We start from the raw sequence: 20,331 nt of genomic DNA on the forward strand, positions 1-20,331 counted from the left end.
AATTAATAAAAAATTAATAATTCAGATACCATACAGCCAACTTATCGGCCAAAACAGATGAAAAAACCGCCATTTTCCCGTTAAAAGGAATTGGCGGTTTTAACAATTATAAAAAACAGATGAAATGAAGTGTCCTTATTCTTCTGATTGTTTCGATTCAAATTCCTTAACCAGCTTATCCTGAACATCGCCCGGAACAAGTTCATAGCTGGCAAACTTCATAATAAACGATGCACGGCCACCCGTCAAAGAACTAAGAGCAGTCGAATAGGAAGACATTTCTTTCAACGGAACTTTAGCAACCAATTTCTCATAACCAGCCTCGCTACTCATACCCATAATCATCGCACGACGTCCCTGCAAATCGCTCATAACATCACCCATCTTGTCAGACGGAACGAATACTTCAACATCATAAATCGGCTCCAGCAATTTCGGACCTGCATTTTTGAAAGCTTCGCTGAAAGCATTACGACCAGCCAACATGAAAGATATTTCATTAGAATCTACCGGATGCATCTTACCATCATACACAATGACGCGGACATCACGAGCATACGAACCCGTAAGCGGCCCTTGTTCCATACGCGACATGACTCCCTTCAAAATGGCAGGCATAAAACGGGCATCAATAGCGCCACCAACCACACAGTTAACAAACACCAATTTACCACCCCATTCCAAAGCAATCTCTTCGGTACCTTTCACATTCATCTTGAACTCCTGTCCGTTGAACTTATATGTATCGGGAGCAGGCATACCTTCGTAATATGGTTCAACAATCAAGTGCACCTCACCAAACTGCCCTGCACCACCCGACTGTTTCTTATGCCGATAGTCCGCACGAGCAGCTTTTGTAATTGTTTCACGATAAGGGATACGAGGTTCTTCGAAAACAACCTGGAGTTTCTCATTGTTCTCCAAACGCCATTTCAAAGTGCGCAAGTGGAATTCCCCCTGACCATGCACAATAGTCTGGCGTAATTCCTTCGACTGATCAATAACCCATGTAGGATCTTCTTCATGCATACGGTTCAATATAGCCATCATCTTTTCTGTATCGGCTTCATTGACCGGTTTAATAGCACGCGAATATTTTGAATTGGGATATTTGATAAAGTTAAAACGATTTTCAGCTCCTTTTCCGTTCAACGTGTTACCAGTATGCACATCCTTCAATTTTACCGTACAACCGATATCACCGGCTACCATTTCTTCCACCTTAATACGATTGGCACCTGCACATGCGTAAATTTGGGCAATACGTTCCTTCGAACCGCGATCGGCATTTGCAAAGTCGTCACCTTCATGCACTTTACCACTCATCACCTTGAAATACTGTACATCACCAATATGAGGTTCAACGGCAGTCTTGAAGAAATACAAAGAAGCAGGACCGTTTGAATCAGGCTTCACAACTTCACCACGAGTATTGTGTACAGGCGGCATTTCATCAACAAACGGCACAACATTTCCCAAGAACTCCATCAAACGACGCACACCCATATCTTTGCCTGCACATACACAGAAAACAGGGAACATGCCACGCGATGCCAAGCCTTTACGAATGCCTTCACGCATTTCATCTTCAGTAAGAGATTCCTGCTCAAAGAATTTCTCCATCAGTCCTTCATCATGTTCGGCAGCAGCCTCTACCAATGCCTTATGCCATTCCGTAGCCTTTTCCATCTCCTCGGCTGGAACATCCTCGATTGTAGGAGCGCCGCCTTCCGGCCCCCAAGAATATTTCTTCATCAGAAGTACATCAATCAAGGCATTGAAACCCGGTCCTGTAGACAAAGGATACTGTACAGGAACAACTTTGGAACCATATATGGATTTCAGCTGTTCCAATACCATGTCGTAATCACATTTTTCATGATCGAGCTGGTTAACCAGGAAAATAACGGGTTTCCCTAATTTCTCAGTATAGCGGAAATGGTTTTGTGTACCTACCTCAGGACCATATTGTCCGTTCAACAACAAAATTGCCGTATCGGTGACATTCAGAGCTGTCATAGCAGCACCTACAAAGTCATCACTACCCGGACAGTCGATGATATTTAATTTTTTACCATTCCACTCCACATGGAAAACGGTGGAAAACACAGAATACCCATACTCCTGTTCCACCGGAAAGTAATCGCTGACTGTGTTCTTGGCTGTAATTCTGCCACGACGTTTTATAATACCACTCTCATAGAGCAGCGCTTCTGTGAGAGTGGTTTTACCCGAGCCATCATTGCCAAGAAGAGCAATGTTCTTAATTTCATTCGTCTGATATACTTTCATGATATATAAGATTTAATGTGAATACTCAGCATGCTTTCGCATACCCTTAATTTTGTGAGGCGCAAATTAGAAATTAATTGTAAAATAAACAACGAACCAAGGAATGTTACTAAACTATGTTGTTTAACACATAACACAAAAAGGAGGATGAATCCATTCAGACCATCCTCCTTTCAGGTTTATTTTCTGCAACTTAGCAGTCTATCATTTCATTGATACACTGTGCCAGACAGGAGTCATAATGAAAGAAAATTCATAATTGCCATAAGGAATCTGATATTGCGGCAAGGGCCATGAACCCCAACTGTCCACACAGCCCAATCCCATCTGAACTTTATCAATACACAAATTAGTCAGGTCAGCTTTTTCAACTTCGGGAGAATGACGCTGATCTTTTTCCCAGCCCTCATCCAATGACTCTATAGTATAATGCAACGCTGAAGCCGAGAAAGGAGCATCTGCCACAATCTGCAATCCAAAGCCAGCTGCATTCAACTGCTTCCACCAACGGATATCGGTTTTCGTACCGGTCTCCTGAGGACGGATATAAGAGTAGAACTGTTCATCCACGGTTTGACGATAAAGGCCCAAACGAGTTGAATGATTACGGTCTACATAGTTCTCAATCGGACCACGCCCGTAGTATTCAATGGTTTCAAATGACTTTGGCATCTGTACCTGCATACCGAAACGGAACATCGGAGCTACTTTAGCCTGAGCATCGGCCGTCATTTGCTGTGTAACCTTGACAGCTCCCTTATTGTTGATGACATAAGTCAATGCCAACTTGGCAGATACTTTCTCCATATCATATTTTGCACTGACAACTACTTGTTCGTCAACAGTCTTCCATTCCAAAGAAGTGAGCTTCAGTCCCGGTTCCTTCCATACTGCCAATTTGCGCTGGATTCCGGCTCCCATATCATTGTCTGTCGGAGCGCGCCAGAAGTTAGGCGCCAGCTGTGCACCTTCATTCAGCATTTCGGTACCGCCTACTTGATAACGCGTCAAATATCCTGTATGTTTGTTGAATTCCAGACAGAAGTTCTCGCCATTTACAATCAGATAGTTCCAATCATTTTCCTGTACTTGCGGAATCACTACAGGCACATTGACAGTCTTCACATTCTTCAACACCATATCAGAAGCCTTATAAGGATTAAGAACCAGCTGATCCTTGGCTACGGCAAAACCGGCAGGGAGCAAGCCTTCACGATTCTTCAGACGATAGGTCACGTTGAGCAACCATTCCTTGCATTCACAAACCTTACCTAACTCCAGTTTAATCTTAGCACTCTGTTGTGGAGCGATATTGAGGTTGTCAACTCTACCGCTACGTACCGCCTTACCATTGGCCAGCACTTCCCATTCCATATAGTAAGCTGACAGGTCACGGAAGAAGTTCTCGTTATAAACATTCACCTCCCCTTTAGCCAAATCAGCCGGAGTCGTCCAAATGTTCTGGTAGAAATATCCTACCTCATACATGTGTGGATTGGGATTACGGTCCGGGCTGACCAAGCCATTGTCACAGAAGTTGTTGTCCGACGCATCGAAACGGTTGAAATCGCCTCCATACGCATAAATGCTGACACCGTCTTTTCCTGTCCAGCGAACGGATTGATCCACGAAATCCCAAATAAATCCCCCCTGTAAAGCTGGATATTTACGAATCAAGTCCCAATATTCCTTGAAACCTCCCTGAGAGTTACCCATAGCATGAGCATACTCGCATTGAATCAACGGTTTCTTGATATCCTTACGCTGAGCATATTTTTCCATAGAACCATAACCGGCATACATCGGACAGTACACATCGGTAAAGTCATTATTTCCAGCTCTTTCATACTGAACAGGACGGCTCGGATCTTCCGCTTTCACCCAAGTATAGGCAGCTTCAAAATTCGGACCAAAGCCGGCTTCGTTACCCAATGACCAGAAAATGATACACGGATGATTGAAACCACGCTGTACATTACGCTGGTTACGTTCCATGTGCGCTTTCTTATAATCAGCACGTTTGGCCAGTGTTGCGTCACCATAACCCATACCGTGGGACTCCACATTGGCTTCGGCTATGACATAAATTCCATATTCATCACACAAATCATACCAAAGATTGGCATCCGGATAGTGACAGGTACGAACCGCATTGATATTAAACTTCTTCATAATCTGAATATCCTGCTTCATGCGTTCGGGCGAGACATAATATCCTCCATCGGGATCCAGCTCGTGACGATTGGCACCTTTGAACAAAACCGGCTGGCCGTTTACCAAGATCTGACCGTTCTTCTGTTCAATCTTACGGAAACCTACTTTTACCGGAATCACTTCCTTACCACCCTGCAAAGAGGCACGCAGCGTGTATAAGTACGGGGTTTCAGCAGTCCATTTGGACGGATTTTCCACATTCATCACCACAGAACCACTTCCCTTGGCCGTAGCAGAAGCAACTTGCTTGCCTGCCGCATCCAGCAATTCCAGATTTACGTTACCGCTCCCCTTCAAAGTCACTTCGACATTCAAAGAGCCGTTCTTGTATTCTGCATCCAGATCGGGAGTGACACGGATATCCTCAATACGTTTCTTGTCACGTGCATAAAGATAGCAATCACGGCCTACCCCGCTGAAGCGGAAGAAATCCTGGTCTTCCAGATAAGTTCCATCACACCAACGGAATACCTGAAAAGCTATCAGATTTTTCTGCCCCGGCTTCAGATAAGATGTCAGGTCAAACTCTGCTTCCAGCTTGCTGTCTTCGCTATAACCCACATATTTGCCGTTCACCCACAAGTACATATTTGACGTAACTGAGCCAAAGTGTGCTATAATGTCCTTGCCTTTCCACGAAGCCGGAACCACAAACTCACGCCGATACGACCCTACATGATTGTTTACTGTCGGTACTTGGGGAGGATTGTTCTTGAACTGATTACGCCAGGCATATCCCACATTTACATAGATAGGGTCACCATATCCGTTCAATTCCCAAACGGCCGGCACCTGCAAATCATCCCAACCGCGGTCGTTATATCCCACTTTCCAAAAATCAGTGGGACGCGCATCAGCATCTTTCACCCAAAAGAATTTCCATGTGCCATTCATGGACATGTAGTTGGCAGATTGAGCCTTCTCGCCCGCAGCAGCTGCGGCTTCCGATTCATAGGCAAAATAATTGGCGTGCATCGGAGCACGGTTGACGGCATTCACTTCCGGATCCTGCCATTCCTTGAAAGTCTGCGCACCCGCACTTACCGCCAGAGCAGCAAACAGTCCTGTAATAAGTTGTTTCCTCATGATATATAATAATTAAATAAAAAAGATTTCACGCAAAGCCACACAAACAGAAAGCCCATGTAAGCGGTTACAAAAATACGATAAATATAGCAATAAACAACACATAGAGGCAAATAGCCAAACAAAAGTCCACATGATTGTATTTTTTTAGAAAATGTGAATCATGAAAACAAACTAATGCTTACTTTTACATCGATTTTAATTTTAAAACATCCTACATGGCAGGTATCTACATCCATATACCCTTCTGCAAGACGCGATGCGTGTATTGCGACTTTTACTCTACCACGCGCAATGACCTGAAACCACGATATATAGACGCCGTGTGCAAAGAGCTCACGATGCGCCGCGACTACCTGCAAGGTGAAACTGTCCGTACCGTCTATTTTGGCGGAGGAACCCCCTCACAACTTGAGGAGGAAGATTTCCGTCAGGTTTTCGATACCCTGTCCGACATCTATGGCCTCGACGCCTGTGAAGAGATTACTCTCGAAGCCAATCCCGACGACTTGACGGAAGACTACGTGACCATGCTTCGCCGCCTGCCTTTCAACCGCATCAGCATGGGTATCCAGACCTTCGACGACTCCACCCTCCGTCTGCTAAACCGACGGCACAACGCACTTCAAGCCATCGAGGCTGTCGGCCGCTGCCGCCGGCATGGCTTCCGCAACATCAGCATCGACCTTATCTACGGCCTGCCGGGCGAGACGGACGAGCGTTGGGAACATGACCTCCGCCAAGCCATCGCCCTCGACGTAGAGCATATCTCGGCCTACCATTTGACATACGAAGAAGGTACCCCACTCCATCAGATGCTCCAAGCTCATCGGGTGAACGAAGTGGACGAGGACAGCAGTGTACGTTTCTTTACCACGCTGATGGATACCCTCTCCGCCGCGGGATATGAACACTACGAGATTTCCAACTTCTGCAAACCCGGCCTTCATTCGCGACATAACACTTCTTACTGGCAAGGAATCCCCTACCTGGGTTGTGGTCCCTCGGCCCACTCGTTCGACGGACACAGCAGGGAATGGAACATTGCCTCACTGGAGAAATATATTTCGGCAATTGGAGAAAAAAAACGGAGCTATGAAAAGGAGGAACTGAGCCTAACAACCTGCTACAACGAATACATCATGACCTCCCTGCGCACCCGCCGTGGCATCGACCTGCCTACACTCACAACCCGTTTCGGCCAGACGCTTTCCGACTATTGTACCTCCATGGCCGTCCCCTATCTGAAGAATGGAAAGCTGGAACAGCAAGACAATCACCTGCGGCTCACCCGCAAAGGCATCTTTGTATCCGACGGCATTATCAGTGACCTGATGTTTGTAGAAGAGTAGGCTTTGACAACCGTCATGTGGGTAGTTAGCAAGCCAAAGTAGGTAGTTAGCGGGCCAAAGTCCATAGTTGGGGAAAGCATTGCTTTAAGCAGGATAAACCAATGCTTTCCCCAGCTTAAATCATCGCTTTATCCAGCTTAAACGAATACATTAAGCTGGGAAAAAGATTCATCCGGACGGATGAAAGGAAGGACAAGCATTGTTCATCGACCTGTAAAAGTAAACTTCGGCCATTCCTCCCTTCCTTCCACCCTGACAATTACAACCCGCAATTACCACAAGAACATCGTGGCAATCCCAGCTTACGGATTTCCGTAATATAGAAACGGGCAAAGGCCTCCCGAATTTCGTCGCGTACCCGACAGAACTCTGCTTCTATGAACTCCTGTGAACCGACCGCATGCGACGGGTCATCGAAACCGATGTGCAGACGCTTGCCCACCTTGCCCGTGAAGGCAGGGCAGCTTTCATTGGCTCCGCCACATACGGTAATCACATAGTCCCAAGCCTGGTCGAGGTAAGTGTTGACATGCGTAGGCACATGCGAACTGATGTCAATCCCCACTTCCCTCATCACTTCCACCACCTTGGCATTCACCTGTACCGCAGGTTCCGTCCCACCCGAATACACCTCGATATCTTTATCGAACGACTGAAGGAAACCGTGGGCCATCTGGCTACGGCAACTGTTTCCTGTACAAAGAATCAAGATCTTCATCTCTCACTATAATTGAATGGTTTATAAAACGATGTTGAACAAATAGCCCGACAAGATGATAAAAAAGGCCACGGTACCGAAAAAGATACCTATCAGCCGCCAGGTCATCACTTTCTTGAGCAGGGTAGCCTCTGGCAAGGACAACCCCACCACGGCCATCATGAAAGCAATGGCGGTACCCAAAGGAATACCTTTGGCCACAAATACCTCGATGACGGGCACGATACCGGCCGCATTGGCATACATAGGCACGGCCAGAAGAACTGAAAAAGGTACGGCAAACCAGTTGTCTTTCGACATGTACTGTTCAAAGAATCCTTCGGGCACAAAGCCGTGCATAAAGGCACCGATGCCGATACCTATCAGGATATAGACAAGCACACCGCTGACTATCCGCCAGGCGTCGCGGATGATGGCGGGAAGCCGTTTGACAAAAGGAATATGGTCTTTCTCCCATGCTTCTGTCTGGGCAGACGACTGGGCCTGAATCTGTTTCACCCAATCGCTGAGATAAGGTGCAAGACGCATCCGTCCGAGCACAAAGCCTCCAATCACTCCCAACAGGATGCCGCTGACGACATAAACCAATGTCACTTTCAATTCGAAAGAACCGAGGAACATGGCAACAGCCACTTCGTTGACCAGCGGCGACGTAATCAGAAAAGCAAAGGTCACTCCCAACGGAATGCCTCCCTTCACAAAACCGATGAACAACGGGATGGAAGAACACGAACAGAACGGAGTAATGGCTCCGAAGACAGAAGCCAACAGGTACTGCAGGCCATACATCTTATGGGTAGCCAGATAGGTGCGTAACCGCTCTATTGGGAAATAGGCATTGACAATCCCCATCAGTACACTAATGAAAAACAATAGGATAAGAATCTTGATGGTGTCGTAAAAGAAAAAGTTTACGGCCACTCCCAACGATGTGTCGGCACTCAGGCCGAACAGTCCGTAAACAAGCCAGTCTGCAAAATCTTGTATCATGTTTCTTTCTTAATTAATTCGTTGAAATACGAACATTATTTCCACTATGAAGGCGGCAGATGCCATAACGGCTGTTTCTGCCGCCCCTGTATCCATCACGCTTCGTTTATCCGATACCCAAAAGTTTCTTTACGTCGCTTTCGGTAGGAACCTGCCCCTTCATTTTCACCACTTCGTCCACCACTACGGCAGGAGTGGTCAGGATGTTATAGTTCATCATTTCCATGATGTCGTCCACCTTGGTGAGCTTCACATCCAGATTGTTCTCCTTGATTACTTTCTCAATAACATTGTAGGTTGTCTTACATTTGGCACAACCCGGACCCAATACTTTAATTTCCATATCCGTAATATTTTAAATGTGTTACATATACATCATCCAACTATAATAAATGCCTATGCCGATGAACAACACCCCGACAAACAGGTTCATCCATCGCTGTACTGTGCGCATCCTGCCATAGAAACGGCCCATCTGTTGCACACTGAATGCCAGTATCCAAGCCACTACAAGTACCGGCAGGGCCGTGGCTATGGCGAACACGGGAGGCAGCAGATAACCGGCTGTAGTGGTAGCCGACAGGGGTATCAGCATACCGAAATAGAATACACCGCTCGTGGGGCAGAAAGCCAACGCAAAGAGTATGCCTATCAGCAGAGCTCCCCACCCTCCTTTCCTTGCAAGCCCCTCGGCGTTTCCCTTGAACCCGAATTTGGGAAGGTTCATCCTGTCACCGAAAAGCATAAAGAGGCCGATGACCAGTAAAGCAGGCCCCAATACCCGTTCGCCCCACGTACCGATAGTTTTCTGTATGCCGAACATGCTCGAACCTTCATTCAATATCAGAATCAATACAAATCCGAGCAAGGTATAGGCAAGAATACGCCCCAAGGTATAAAGCAGGCCGTTTCGAAAAACACGTTTTCTGTCCTCCATCTCCTTCCCGATAAACCCGATGGCTGCAATATTGGTAGCCAGCGGACAAGGCGAAAGAGCCGTCAGCAATCCGAGGAGAAAAGCCGTCAGTACGGGTGTGGAACTGTTGTCCAGTAATGTCTGCAATCCATCCATAGCTACCGTTGTTTATTCCAGCATTTCACGAACGGTCTTCACCACTCCGGCCTTGAACACTTCCGGCGACTTGCGGGCATTGCCGAAAGCAAATTCCGTCAGGTTCTCTACGGTCTCCACCCCGCCTTTGTGTTTCACTACAAACAGGGACGACCATGTCACTTCATATTTCTCGGCCACGGCTTCGTTCTCTTCACGACTGATGTCTATCGTGCGAAACTTCACTTCACCTTTCCGGACGGCATCGGCCAAATCTTTTTCCATCACTTCCTGCGTGCCTTTCTCGATGGCTATACAGGTAGCACAACGCTGCTTGCCGTGAAAATAGAGCACTTCCACTCCGTCGCTCACTGCTACTTCCTCCTGCGCATCAGCAACAGAACCCTTTTTCCGGGTATTGCCTCCACAAGCCGCCAGCAACAAGCCCAAACACAAACACAAAAAACAAATCTTTTTCATCTTCATTATTTCAGTTATTAGTATTTCGTCAAACTACGAACATCCAAGATAAAAAAAGAGCTTACCCGCAGCAGCTCCCTTTTTTGCAAACAAGCTGACCGAAGAAGTCGGCAAACATTCTCCGAGCCAGTTCCCAATTTTCCCTATTGATGCAGTACCTCACCTTTGGCGCTTCTATTTCTCCCTGAATCAATCCGGCATCCTTCAGTTCCTTCAAGTGCTGGGAGACTGTAGCCTTGGCTATGGGCAACTCTTCATGAATATCACCAAAATAACAGGACTCCTGTGCCAGCAGGAATTGCAATATAGCCATCCGGGCCGGATGTCCCATGGCCTTGGCAAAGCGAGCCATCCTTTCCTGTTCTTCCGAATATTTCTTGATCATCGTTTTCCGTTTGTTATTTGTTGTTCGCAAAACTACGAATACACAATGAGATTTATCGTATCAGGCCATGATATTTCATTTTTATTAACGCAACATATGACAATAGGAATAATGTTCTGACGGAAAAAGCAAGGAAACGAGATTTGCGTTATTTGAAAATTATGCGGTTTGCCTTATCTTTGTCGACGAAACAATTATTACAAACCCATAAACAAATTTAAGCTGATGACAAAATTCTCTCGCGCGTTCTGGACAGCCAACGCCTCCGAGCTGTTTGAACGTATGGCCTATTATGCCATCTTTATCGTGATTACTCTCTACCTGTCGAACACACTTGGATTCAACGACCTGGAAGCCAGTCTGATATCGGGATTGTTTTCAGGCGGGCTCTACTTCCTGCCAATGTTTACCGGCGCCTTTGCCGACAAGATAGGTTATCGAAAAGCCATCCTGATAGCTTTCACATTGCTGACCATCGGCTACCTGGGATTAGGTATGCTCCCTCTGATGCTCGAATCGTCGGGGCTGGTTGTATATGGCGAAAAGACACAATTCACAGGCATCGAGCACAGCAATCTGCGTATGCTCATTGTACCTATCATGATAATCCTCGTCATCGGCGGATCGTTCATCAAGTCCATCATTTCGGCCTCGGTAGCCCGTGAAACGACATCGGAAACCAGAGCCCGCGGATACTCCATTTTCTACATGATGGTCAACATCGGTGCCTTTACAGGCAAATGTTTCGTAGACCCGCTCCGCTCGGTAGTGGGCGATGAAGCCTATATTTATATCAACTTCCTGTCGGCCACACTGTGTTTGGTGGCACTTGTTACCATCTTCCTGTTCTTCCACTCGACCAACACCAGCGGACAAGGCAAAAGCATGGCCGAAGTATTCAAAGGCTTGGGCAAGGTATTTACCAACGGCCGCCTGCTGCTCCTGATTCTGATTGTCACCGGCTTCTGGATGATTCAGCATCAGATGTATGCCACGATGCCCAAATATGTAATCCGCATGGCCGGCGAAACAGCCCGTCCGGGCTGGATTGCCAACGTCAATCCGTTTGTCGTAGTACTGCTGGTGAACCTCGTTACCCGTCTGATGGCCCGCCGAAAAGCATTGACTTCCATGGCCGTCGGCATGTTCCTCATTCCGCTTTCAGCACTGATTATGGCCGCAGGCAATCTGTTCAGCGGTGACATTCTGGGCATGCACCCCATCACCGTCATGATGATTGCCGGTATTGCCGTACAGGCCTTGGCCGAATGTTTCATTTCGCCGCGCTACATGGAGTTCTTCTCCCTGCAGGCGCCCAAAGGAGAGGAAGGACTGTATCTGGGTTTCAGCCATCTGCATTCCTTCCTTGCTTCAATCCTGGGATTCGGTCTGTCGGGAATATTGCTCACGGCCTATTGCCCCGACCCTGCTCTTTTCACCAGCACAGCCGAATGGAAAGCCGCTTCGGCTAACGCTCACTATATCTGGTACTGGTTCACTGGTATCGGAGCCATTTCGGCCGTTGCGCTCATCTTCTATGCCAAGCTGACACGTAAGGTTACTGCTTGAATGTAACCCGCTCCACCTCTTTGTCACCGCAACGGAGGACCACTTCATAAGGAGCAGCCTCAACAAAAGATGCCATAGCAGGTTTCAGGACAGCCTCCACTTCTTCATAGGGAGAGAGCGCCTGAACCTGCCCCGTGGCTACCGTCTTTCCATCACAAAGCACCTCTACCTGAGCTTGTTGCGACGCAGAAAGTCCCCAATTCCCCACTCTCACTTTCAGGACACCGCGTTCCTTATCATACTGAGGACAACGGGCCGAAAGCAAAGCCGGAGCATAATCCACATAAGGCAGACGGGCATAACCGTACAGCAACTCTCCCTTTGTACTACGGCCTATCAGTTTGGGAGCAAATTCGTCAGCAGTAATACCACTTCCTTTTCCATTGAAAACAACAATCAGGTCGTCTCTTTCGTTACGGGTCTTCAACGCTTTACACCCCCGCCCGAAGTTCACTTCAGTAAACGAGCCGAAACGGAGTGACTTGACATCGACATCGGTCTGAGGGTTGAAACCCGGCTCAGCCTTAATCCTTACCTCTATCCGCTTGGTAGAAGGAGTTATGGGCTCAGCGTTAAGTACGGAAAGTAACAATCCTTTATTCAAGGGGATGCAGATATTCTTCGAAGAATGGCGGTCGCCCGGCAGGTCGTTCCACTTAATGGTGTCGATTACAGCAAAGTTCATTTGTATAGCCCGCCCCAAGCTATCCTGAAAGACTTTGGGACGTTCATATTTGAACCAATGCTCCACCTCGCCATCCCGATGAAAAGAAATACCCGGCACATAGGCCTCGCCCTGTTCCGTCACCCAATGGATACCATCCTTGGAACGCTGATAGAAGGCGATACGTCCCAACCAGTCGTTCACAATCAGATGATACTGAAGATTGTCTCGCCACACGACAGGATCTTCGAACTCTCCCTCTACAGCCGGATAAACCCGCTTGTCGGTAAGCTGCCGGTAAGGTGAAAGCCCGTCACGACTGATCCATACACCCCCACCCCGGCATACCATCAGATACGAACCGTCGGGACGGCGGGCGAAAGTCAGATTAGACAGCCCCTCGATAATCTTGCGGTCACGAGGATCAAAGCTGAACTGCTGATAACACCAAACAGGGCTGTTCTCGTTCTCCGCAATGTAATAGCCGTCTATCACATAGACCACCACCCGGCCATCAGCCAGGCGAAAAGCCTCCGGATTATGCCCCTTGCCAATAGAGTTCTGAATGCGGAATGGCCCCGACAAACAGTCACTCACGGCATGAAACACCGTCGACTTGGGCCAGAACATGTGGCCTTTGGGTGAACGCTCTGGCCAGCCGCAAACATACAGATGATATTTGCCATCGGGTGTCTGCAAGATGTTTCCTCCCCAAAAAGACATATCGGAACATTCAATTCCATTGTCCACATAACGGTTCTGCACACTGTCTGTTCCCCATACATGTGTACCTTTCACGCCGTCAGGCATCGGAAGGAAACGGTCCATAAAGCGGGCACCGGGGACCAGCTGTTCCCACTCGGCAGGCCTTGTACGCTCTGTCACCTGCGCTCCCAGCGAAGCACATACAGCCGAAGCCAAAAGCAATACATACAACTTCTTAATCATACTATTACACTTTAAATTATTAATAATTGTTGATTTCCATCCTTAAAATTTCACCAAAATGCGAAACACCTTTCCAGGAGCAGCAGCCCAACGTTCCATGGCCTGTTGTGCTCCTTCAGGAGGCACAATGGTGGAAACGAACTTCTCTACCGGGCATTGGCTGCTTTTCATGTAATGAATGACAGCACGGAAGTCGGCAGGCAGGGCATTACGCGAACCACGGATATCCAGCTCCTTCTGAACAAAAAGCTTGGTCTGGAAAGCTACTTCACTCTTGGCATAACCGATGCAAACCACACGACCCGTAAAACCGACAATATCCACGGCCATAACATACGTAGCGGGACTGCCCACAGCCTCAATCACTACATCAGCACCCAACCCGCCGGTAAGCTGACGGATACGCTCGGCCACATTCTCCGTACACGAATTGATGCCATAAGAAGCACCGACAGCTTTGGCCAAAGCCAACTTCTCATCATCCAGATCTACAGCCACAACCGTTGCCCCACGCAAGGCCGCACGTATGACAGCACCCATGCCTACCATGCCGCAACCGATGACAACCACCCATTCATTGTCCACCACCTGTGCTCTCGACACGGCATGAAAGCCAACACTCATCGGCTCTATCAGGGCACAGTTGCGCGACGAAAGCCCCTCGGCCGGGATAATCTTGGTCCACGGCAAGACGGCATACTCACACATCACACCATTGCGTTGAACTCCCAACGTCTCGTTGTGCTCGCAGGCGTTGACACGACCGTTGCGACAGGAAGCACATTTACCACAATTGGTATAGGGATTCAGCGTCACATTCATCCCCCGAACAAACCCTTCGGGAACTTCAGGACCTATTTCCTCAATCACCGCCCCAATTTCATGACCGGGAATGACAGGAAGTTTCACCATCGGATTCCGGCCGAGCCAGGTATTCAGGTCCGAGCCACAGAAACCTACATACTCAATCTTTACCAGAACTTCGCCGGCATGCAACACCGGCCGTTCCACCTCTACCACCTTCATGTCCGAAGGGGCTGCTATCTGAACTGCTTTCATCATTTTTTCCATTCTATTATTATTCTGACATGTTTTTAATATAGGGTAACTCGGGCAACGTACCGAAGCCATAGAAGAGACGGGCGTTCTCACCCAGGAAAAGAGCCTTTTCCTCTTCCGTCAACTCGGACGACTTGAGCACAAAGTCATAAGACATGCGGTAGGTGATGGCCGTAATGGTACGCGGATAGTCCGAGCCCCACATCAGTTTGTCCATCCCGACCAGATCGGCCGCTTCACGGATAGCACGAACCGCCCCGCGGAACGGATAGAACTCGTCGTTGAAAAGCCACGTGATGCCGCCCGACTCGATGCGTACGTTCGGATGACGGGCCAGCTTTACCTGTTCGGTCCACCCGGGACGAGTCACCATGCCGAAATGGCCGACAGCCACCTTCAGCTGCGGGCATTCCTGAATGACTTCTTCCATCTCGGACACCTGTGTATCACCGTCGGCCAGGTCGATGGAGAGCAACACCCCGTCCTGCTCCATCAGCTTGAACATCTGCATCATCTCTTCACCGTTCAGCATCACACGTCCTTCCTTCAGCAACAGGCGCTGGGCAGGTATCTTGATACCGCGGAAGCCGCGGGCCACCAACTGCCGGGCCTGCTCCAGAAAGCCGGGCTTGCGGAACTCACACATGCCACAGACAAAGAAGCGGTCGGGGTAGCGTGAAACCACATCGGCCAGATAATCGTTCTGAAAACCATCGATGAACTCCTGCGTGACGACAGCAGCTGCCACTTGTGCATAGTCCATGTTCGACAAGAATACTTCGGCACTGTTCACACCATCTACCATAAAAGGCGGAAGCATCTGCCGTATTTCGCCCATAAAGAGCGAACGGCCGTTTTCCAACGTACGAATGGGCAGACCGTCGACCACCGTGTTCTGCTTCAGCCACAGGTGGGAATGGGCATCAATAAGGGTATGGTTCATACGTGTTCCTCCTCTCCTTATGAATTGGCCCAGCTCACGCGGAACTGGTCGCCGATAATCTCACGGACTTCACGCAGCAAGGATTCGTCCATCGGTTCCTCAATAAAGGCCACGTTCTTGCGGACGTTCTGCGGATTGGCCGTACTGAACAGGGTGGTGGCAATGCGCGGATTGCTCACGGCATACTGCATGGCCAGTTTCTCGATGGGATAGTTGCGCGCCTTGCAATGCTCCATGGCCCGACGGCAAGCCTCCACCAACGGACGGGGAGCCGGATGCCAGGCAGGAACACCACGCTCGGTCAGTAATCCCATGGACAAGGGGGAAGCACTGATGACCCCAATGCCTTTCGATTCAAAATAATCCAAGAAATCTGCCAGCTTGTCGTCACACAGGCAATAGTGGCAAAAGTTAAGTACAGACTCCACCGTACCGGCGGGCGAATGGTCGATGACCCACTTCAAGTTCTTCAGTTGCAGGTCGGTGATGCCTACGTGGCCCACCACACCTTTCTCGCGCAATTCAACCAAAGCGGGCAAGGTTTCGTTGACAATCTGACGGAGGTCGGCAAACTCGATGTCGTGCACATTGATGAGGTCGATGTAGTCAATGTTCAGCCGCTCCATACTCTCGTAGACACTTTCGACGGCACGCTTGCCGGAGTAGTCCCACGTGTTGACCCCGTCCTTGCCGTAACGACCCACCTTGGTGGAGAGGTAATACTTGTCTCGCGGAATGTCCTTCAGCGCCTTGCCCAACACGGTTTCGGCCTTGTAGTGGCCGTAGTAAGGAGATACGTCGATAAAATTCATCCCCAGTTCGATGGCGGTAAACACGGCTTCGATGCCTTCTTTCTCCTTGATATCATGGAAGACGCCTCCCAGCGAAGAAGCTCCAAAACTGAGCGAAGAAACCTTCATACCCGTCTTTCCTATCTCATGGTATTGCATAATCAATCTGTTTTAAAATCATTACGATAGCAAAGGTAAAAGAAAGGGCGGGTAATCCGTCTATGGGTGAGCCGGAAAAAGCACGTAAAGGTTTACGTAACAAATTTTACGTACCAGATTCCTTTATTTGCCCGAAAAGTATTTTCTTTGCGGAAGAATCATGATGCAGGCAGACCATGGAACACTCGAAACATACTTCACTGAAAGACCTGGCCCGTGTGCTGGGCGTATCTATCCCTACCGTATCAAGGGCGCTGAAAGACAGCCCCGACATCAGCCGTGACCTGTGCGAACGGGCCAAACGATTGGCTCAGGAGATGAACTACCGTCCCAATCCTTTCGCCATGAGCCTGCGGAAAAACACACCGCGTATCATTGGCGTCATCGTGCCCGACATTGTGACACACTTCTTCGCCTCCATTTTGAGCGGCATCGAGGATACAGCCGTGGCCAACGGTTACTTCGTCATCATCACCACCTCGCACGAATCCTATGAGAACGAAAAGCGCAACATCGAGAATCTGGTAAACATGCGTGTGGAAGGCATCATCGCCTGCCTCTCGCAGGAAACCACGGACTACAGCCACTGGGCCGCCCTGACGGAGATCAACATGCCCCTTATCCTCTTCGACCGTGTCTGCCTGACCGAACGTTTCTCTTCCGTCGTGGCCGACGGCGAGCAGTCGGCCCGCACCGCAACCCAGCATCTGCTGGACACAGGCAGCCGCCGCGTGGCCTTCATCGGCGGAGCCAACCACCTGGACATCGTCAAACGGCGCAAGCACGGCTATCTGGAAGCCCTGCGCGACAACCGTATTCCTATCGAAAAGGAACTGGTAGTGTGCCGCAAGATAGACTATGAAGAGGGTAAGGCTGCCACCGAATCGCTCCTCGCCCTGCCCCAGCCACCCGACGCCATCCTGGCCATGAACGACACCCTGGCCTTCGCCGCCATGGAGGTCATCAAGAGTCACGGCCTGCGCATTCCCCAGGACGTGGCCCTCATCGGATATACCGACGAACAGCACGCCAACTATGTAGAACCCAAACTCTCGGCTGTATGTCACCAGACCTACCAGATGGGAGCAGCCGCCTGTCGTCTGCTGATTGACCGTCTGAAAGGCGACAAGACGGTGCGGCAGGTCGTGGTGCCTGCCTCGCTACAGATCAGGGAGAGCAGCGTGAAAGAAAAGGAACGTACCTACATTCACTCAACATAAAGCCGCCTCTCCACTCCGCACGGTTCCACCTCCAGATAGCCGGCGCGGGTATCTCCTGCAATGCGTATCACCCGAAAATCCGTTTCCGGCTCCAGACGGATTTTGCCCTCCACCTGGGTGACATCAGGCAGATAGATACGTGTGCAGGCCGAATACTTTCCCTCCTTCCAGCGGCAAACAAAAGGTTCCCCTTCCGCAGGACTGGTATATGATATCAGCGTTCCGTTGACACACTGGGGATAAGGCCTGCTGATCACCACACTGAAATAATCCTGCGACTCAATGCCCGGCCACCAGGCCCAATACGTATGCCCCGAAAACAGACGGGCGATGTGCTTCATCTGATGAAGGGCCGGCTTCCGATAGTGCTGGCCTCCGTTATAGAAAGCGCCCCACTCGCCCACCAGCACAGGCATTCCACGCCTGGCGGCTGAAGCTGCTATCCGCCCGAAAATGTAGTCAATCCGCTCATAACCCGGTTCCGTAGCCGCCTGCGTATCGACTACCAGGTCGTAGGCATGGGGAGCATAAGCACACAGGGAATCGGGTCGTCCGTCCTCGGCCAGGGGGATGCGGAAGGTGCTTTCCATACCCATGTTGCAGAAGTAGTTGTGCTCCAGGAAAAGTATCTGCCGGCTGGGAGTGCTGCGGATGACATCGCGCACCTTCTGATAGAAATCCGAAAGTTCGTTTTCTTCGAACGAACGTACTTCCCCTTCGGCCTTGGCCAAGATTGAACTGAAAACAGTCTGGTCGTCCAGCAGTTTCAAGAGGCCTTTGCGCTGGTCCTCGTCCAGCCAAAGACGCATGAAATCGGCCTCGGACACGGGTTGGGCCATGCCTGTGGGGAGATGTTCGGCACACCCTGCCACCAGCCGGTCTACCACGGCCTGTGCCCTGCTTCCGATAAAGGGTTCGTTCATGACGTCGAAGCCAACGACCGATACCGAATCGGCATAACGGCGGGCCAGTACTTTCCAGACGTTGGCATAGTGGTCCTGCAGGCCCACTCCGTCCGAAGCCGGCCGGTTCTGCCAGAAGCTGTCGAAAGAACGTTGGACGGCCGGACTCATCAGGTAGGCATCACTCCAGACTGTACCCGTAACGTGCTCCGCCCCATCGTCGAGCGTGGCCCACAACGGCGCTCCGTTGCCAAACTTCCGGCTGTACAGGTCCTGATGCATGTCCAGAACCAGCATAAGGTTGTTCCGTCTGGCCCAATAGACCCGCTTGTCCAATTCCTTCAGATAGTTCTCGTCGATGCGTCCCGGCTCGGGTTCCAGTCCGTCCCAATGGATGCCATAGCGCACGCAATTGATGCCCCACTCGCGGAAGCGGGCAAAGAGTTCTTCGTCGCCTTCGTAAACATAACCCTGCTCGGGACTTTTTACGACATGGTTTATTCCATTCAATATCACGGTCCGCCCCGCGTTGTCTGCCAGGCGGGTGCCCTGCACCGTCAGCGTCCCTGATGATTCCTGTTGCCGGGAATCTGCGCAAGCCGTCGGAAGCACAAAGGTCAAAGCCATCAAAAGATAAGATACGATTTTCATCACTCTCTTCAATAAACGATTACAATGCCTGACAAAAATACGGAAATATTCCACTCCTTGCAACCTGCCGGCAGGATGGCACATCCGATTGTCTTAAAAAAGTATTAAATGTGGAAGTAAATTGTCCGTTTCACGCCCAAAGCCTATCTTTGTGCCCGCATATACATGAAAAAAAAGTGTATCCATGACCGAACAGGAAGTCCGAAAATACTTGCGACAGATGAAGGAAGAAAGCTCTGAAAGGGCTTTCAAGGGTTTCTATGACCTGACCTACGACCGCCTGTTCCGCATTGCCTACCATTACCTGAAGCACGAGGAGTGGGCGCAGGAGGTAGTGCTCGACGTGTTCCTCGCCCTGTGGAAGCAGCGCGACACGCTGACGTCCGTGCAGAACATCGAGGACTATTGTTTCGTCCTTACCCGCAACGCCTCGCTCAACTACCTGGAAAAGGAAGCGCGCCGAAGCGATTCCCTCTCCGCCGAACTCACCGAAAGCGACGCTTCCGACCCTTCGCCCGAGGAGTGCCTCATCAGCGAAGAGCTCTTTGCCCGCTACGTCAAGGCACTGGACCGCCTGCCCGAACGTTGCCGCGAGGTCTTCATCCGCGTCCGCGAAGAGAAGCAGAGCTATGCCCAGGTGGCCGAAGAACTGGGCATCAGCGTCAAGACCGTCGATGCCCAGTTGCAGAAAGCCGTGTCCCGCCTGCGGGATATGCTGAAGTAAATTCTGTCTTCCGAAGTCAATCATAGTCCGTGAAGTCCGTTTCCCTACAGGGAAACGCTCGTTCCCGCTGTAGGAAACGCTTGTTTCCAACGCTTGGGAACGCCCGTTTCCTACACGGGGAACAGCCGTTTCC

The 20,331-nt window shown here is 49.8% G+C and carries 17 protein-coding genes; 4 read left to right on the forward strand and 13 right to left on the reverse strand.

The features are described from left to right. Positions 1-135 precede the first annotated feature (135 nt). Both RDO88_RS07290 and RDO88_RS07295 read right to left on the reverse strand, forming a co-directional pair. Positions 136-2,292 (reverse strand): elongation factor G, encoded by a 2,157-nt coding sequence (locus tag RDO88_RS07290; RefSeq protein ID WP_307758753.1) that lies wholly within the window; start codon positions 2,290-2,292, stop codon positions 136-138. A 204-nt stretch (positions 2,293-2,496) separates the two neighbouring features. Further along, positions 2,497-5,592 (reverse strand): glycoside hydrolase family 2 TIM barrel-domain containing protein, encoded by a 3,096-nt coding sequence (locus tag RDO88_RS07295; protein WP_307758754.1) that lies wholly within the window; start codon positions 5,590-5,592, stop codon positions 2,497-2,499. Positions 5,593-5,810: 218 nt separating this feature from the next. Between RDO88_RS07295 and hemW the strand changes: the two genes are divergently transcribed. Next, positions 5,811-6,944, forward strand: a complete 1,134-nt coding sequence (hemW, locus tag RDO88_RS07300; RefSeq protein ID WP_307758755.1) for a radical SAM family heme chaperone HemW — start codon at positions 5,811-5,813, stop codon at positions 6,942-6,944. 259 nt (positions 6,945-7,203) lie between these two features. On the opposite strand, the gene RDO88_RS07305 is transcribed toward hemW, so the two are convergent. The 6 genes from RDO88_RS07305 to RDO88_RS07330 form a co-directional block, all read right to left on the reverse strand. Beyond that, positions 7,204-7,662, reverse strand: a complete 459-nt coding sequence (locus RDO88_RS07305; protein ID WP_307758756.1) for an arsenate reductase ArsC — start codon at positions 7,660-7,662, stop codon at positions 7,204-7,206. Between the two features lie 21 nt (positions 7,663-7,683). After that, a complete protein-coding gene (locus RDO88_RS07310; protein ID WP_307758757.1) occupies positions 7,684-8,652 on the reverse strand; it encodes a permease in 969 nt (322 codons plus the stop codon). Between the two features lie 106 nt (positions 8,653-8,758). Further along, positions 8,759-8,995 carry an MTH895/ArsE family thioredoxin-like protein gene (locus RDO88_RS07315; RefSeq protein WP_307758758.1) on the reverse strand — a complete coding sequence of 79 codons (237 nt, stop codon included), beginning with the start codon at positions 8,993-8,995 and terminating at the stop codon, positions 8,759-8,761. A 21-nt stretch (positions 8,996-9,016) separates the two neighbouring features. Beyond that, positions 9,017-9,724 (reverse strand): aromatic aminobenezylarsenical efflux permease ArsG family transporter, encoded by a 708-nt coding sequence (locus tag RDO88_RS07320; protein ID WP_307758759.1) that lies wholly within the window; start codon positions 9,722-9,724, stop codon positions 9,017-9,019. A gap of 12 nt (positions 9,725-9,736) precedes the next feature. Next, entirely contained in the window at positions 9,737-10,183 is a 447-nt protein-coding gene (locus RDO88_RS07325) for a nitrophenyl compound nitroreductase subunit ArsF family protein (protein ID WP_307758760.1), read from the reverse strand. A gap of 61 nt (positions 10,184-10,244) precedes the next feature. Beyond that, a complete protein-coding gene (locus RDO88_RS07330; protein ID WP_307758761.1) occupies positions 10,245-10,568 on the reverse strand; it encodes a metalloregulator ArsR/SmtB family transcription factor in 324 nt (107 codons plus the stop codon). 225 nt (positions 10,569-10,793) lie between these two features. Between RDO88_RS07330 and RDO88_RS07335 the strand changes: the two genes are divergently transcribed. Beyond that, positions 10,794-12,137, forward strand: coding sequence for an MFS transporter (locus RDO88_RS07335; RefSeq protein WP_307758762.1), 1,344 nt, complete (start codon positions 10,794-10,796; stop codon positions 12,135-12,137). Here RDO88_RS07335 and RDO88_RS07340 read toward each other — a convergent pair. The 4 genes from RDO88_RS07340 to RDO88_RS07355 are packed head-to-tail and all read right to left on the reverse strand — an operon-like array spanning position 12,127 to position 16,701. Beyond that, complete coding sequence (locus tag RDO88_RS07340; protein WP_374043918.1) at positions 12,127-13,749, reverse strand: glycoside hydrolase family protein; 1,623 nt, start codon at positions 13,747-13,749, stop codon at positions 12,127-12,129. The two genes, RDO88_RS07335 and RDO88_RS07340, sit on opposite strands and share 11 nt — an antisense overlap. 42 nt (positions 13,750-13,791) lie before the next feature. Then, positions 13,792-14,808, reverse strand: coding sequence for a zinc-binding dehydrogenase (locus RDO88_RS07345; RefSeq protein ID WP_307758806.1), 1,017 nt, complete (start codon positions 14,806-14,808; stop codon positions 13,792-13,794). Positions 14,809-14,827: 19 nt separating this feature from the next. Next, positions 14,828-15,751 carry an amidohydrolase family protein gene (locus tag RDO88_RS07350; RefSeq protein WP_307758763.1) on the reverse strand — a complete coding sequence of 308 codons (924 nt, stop codon included), beginning with the start codon at positions 15,749-15,751 and terminating at the stop codon, positions 14,828-14,830. Between the two features lie 17 nt (positions 15,752-15,768). Next, complete coding sequence (locus RDO88_RS07355; RefSeq protein ID WP_307758764.1) at positions 15,769-16,701, reverse strand: aldo/keto reductase; 933 nt, start codon at positions 16,699-16,701, stop codon at positions 15,769-15,771. Positions 16,702-16,877: 176 nt separating this feature from the next. On the opposite strand from RDO88_RS07355, the gene RDO88_RS07360 reads away from it, so the two are divergent. Beyond that, entirely contained in the window at positions 16,878-17,921 is a 1,044-nt protein-coding gene (locus tag RDO88_RS07360) for a substrate-binding domain-containing protein (RefSeq protein WP_307758765.1), read from the forward strand. Here RDO88_RS07360 and RDO88_RS07365 read toward each other — a convergent pair. Further along, complete coding sequence (locus RDO88_RS07365) at positions 17,909-19,474, reverse strand: cellulase family glycosylhydrolase (RefSeq protein WP_307758766.1); 1,566 nt, start codon at positions 19,472-19,474, stop codon at positions 17,909-17,911. The two genes, RDO88_RS07360 and RDO88_RS07365, sit on opposite strands and share 13 nt — an antisense overlap. Before the next feature lie 184 nt (positions 19,475-19,658). Here RDO88_RS07365 and RDO88_RS07370 point away from each other — a divergent pair, with 184 nt between their 5' ends. After that, positions 19,659-20,198: an RNA polymerase sigma-70 factor gene (locus RDO88_RS07370; RefSeq protein WP_307758767.1), complete on the forward strand. Its 540-nt coding sequence runs from the start codon at positions 19,659-19,661 to the stop codon at positions 20,196-20,198. Positions 20,199-20,331: the final 133 nt, after the last annotated feature.

This window comes from uncultured Mediterranea sp. (genome assembly GCF_902493215.1).
Taxonomy (GTDB): Bacteria; Bacteroidota; Bacteroidia; order Bacteroidales; family Bacteroidaceae; genus Bacteroides.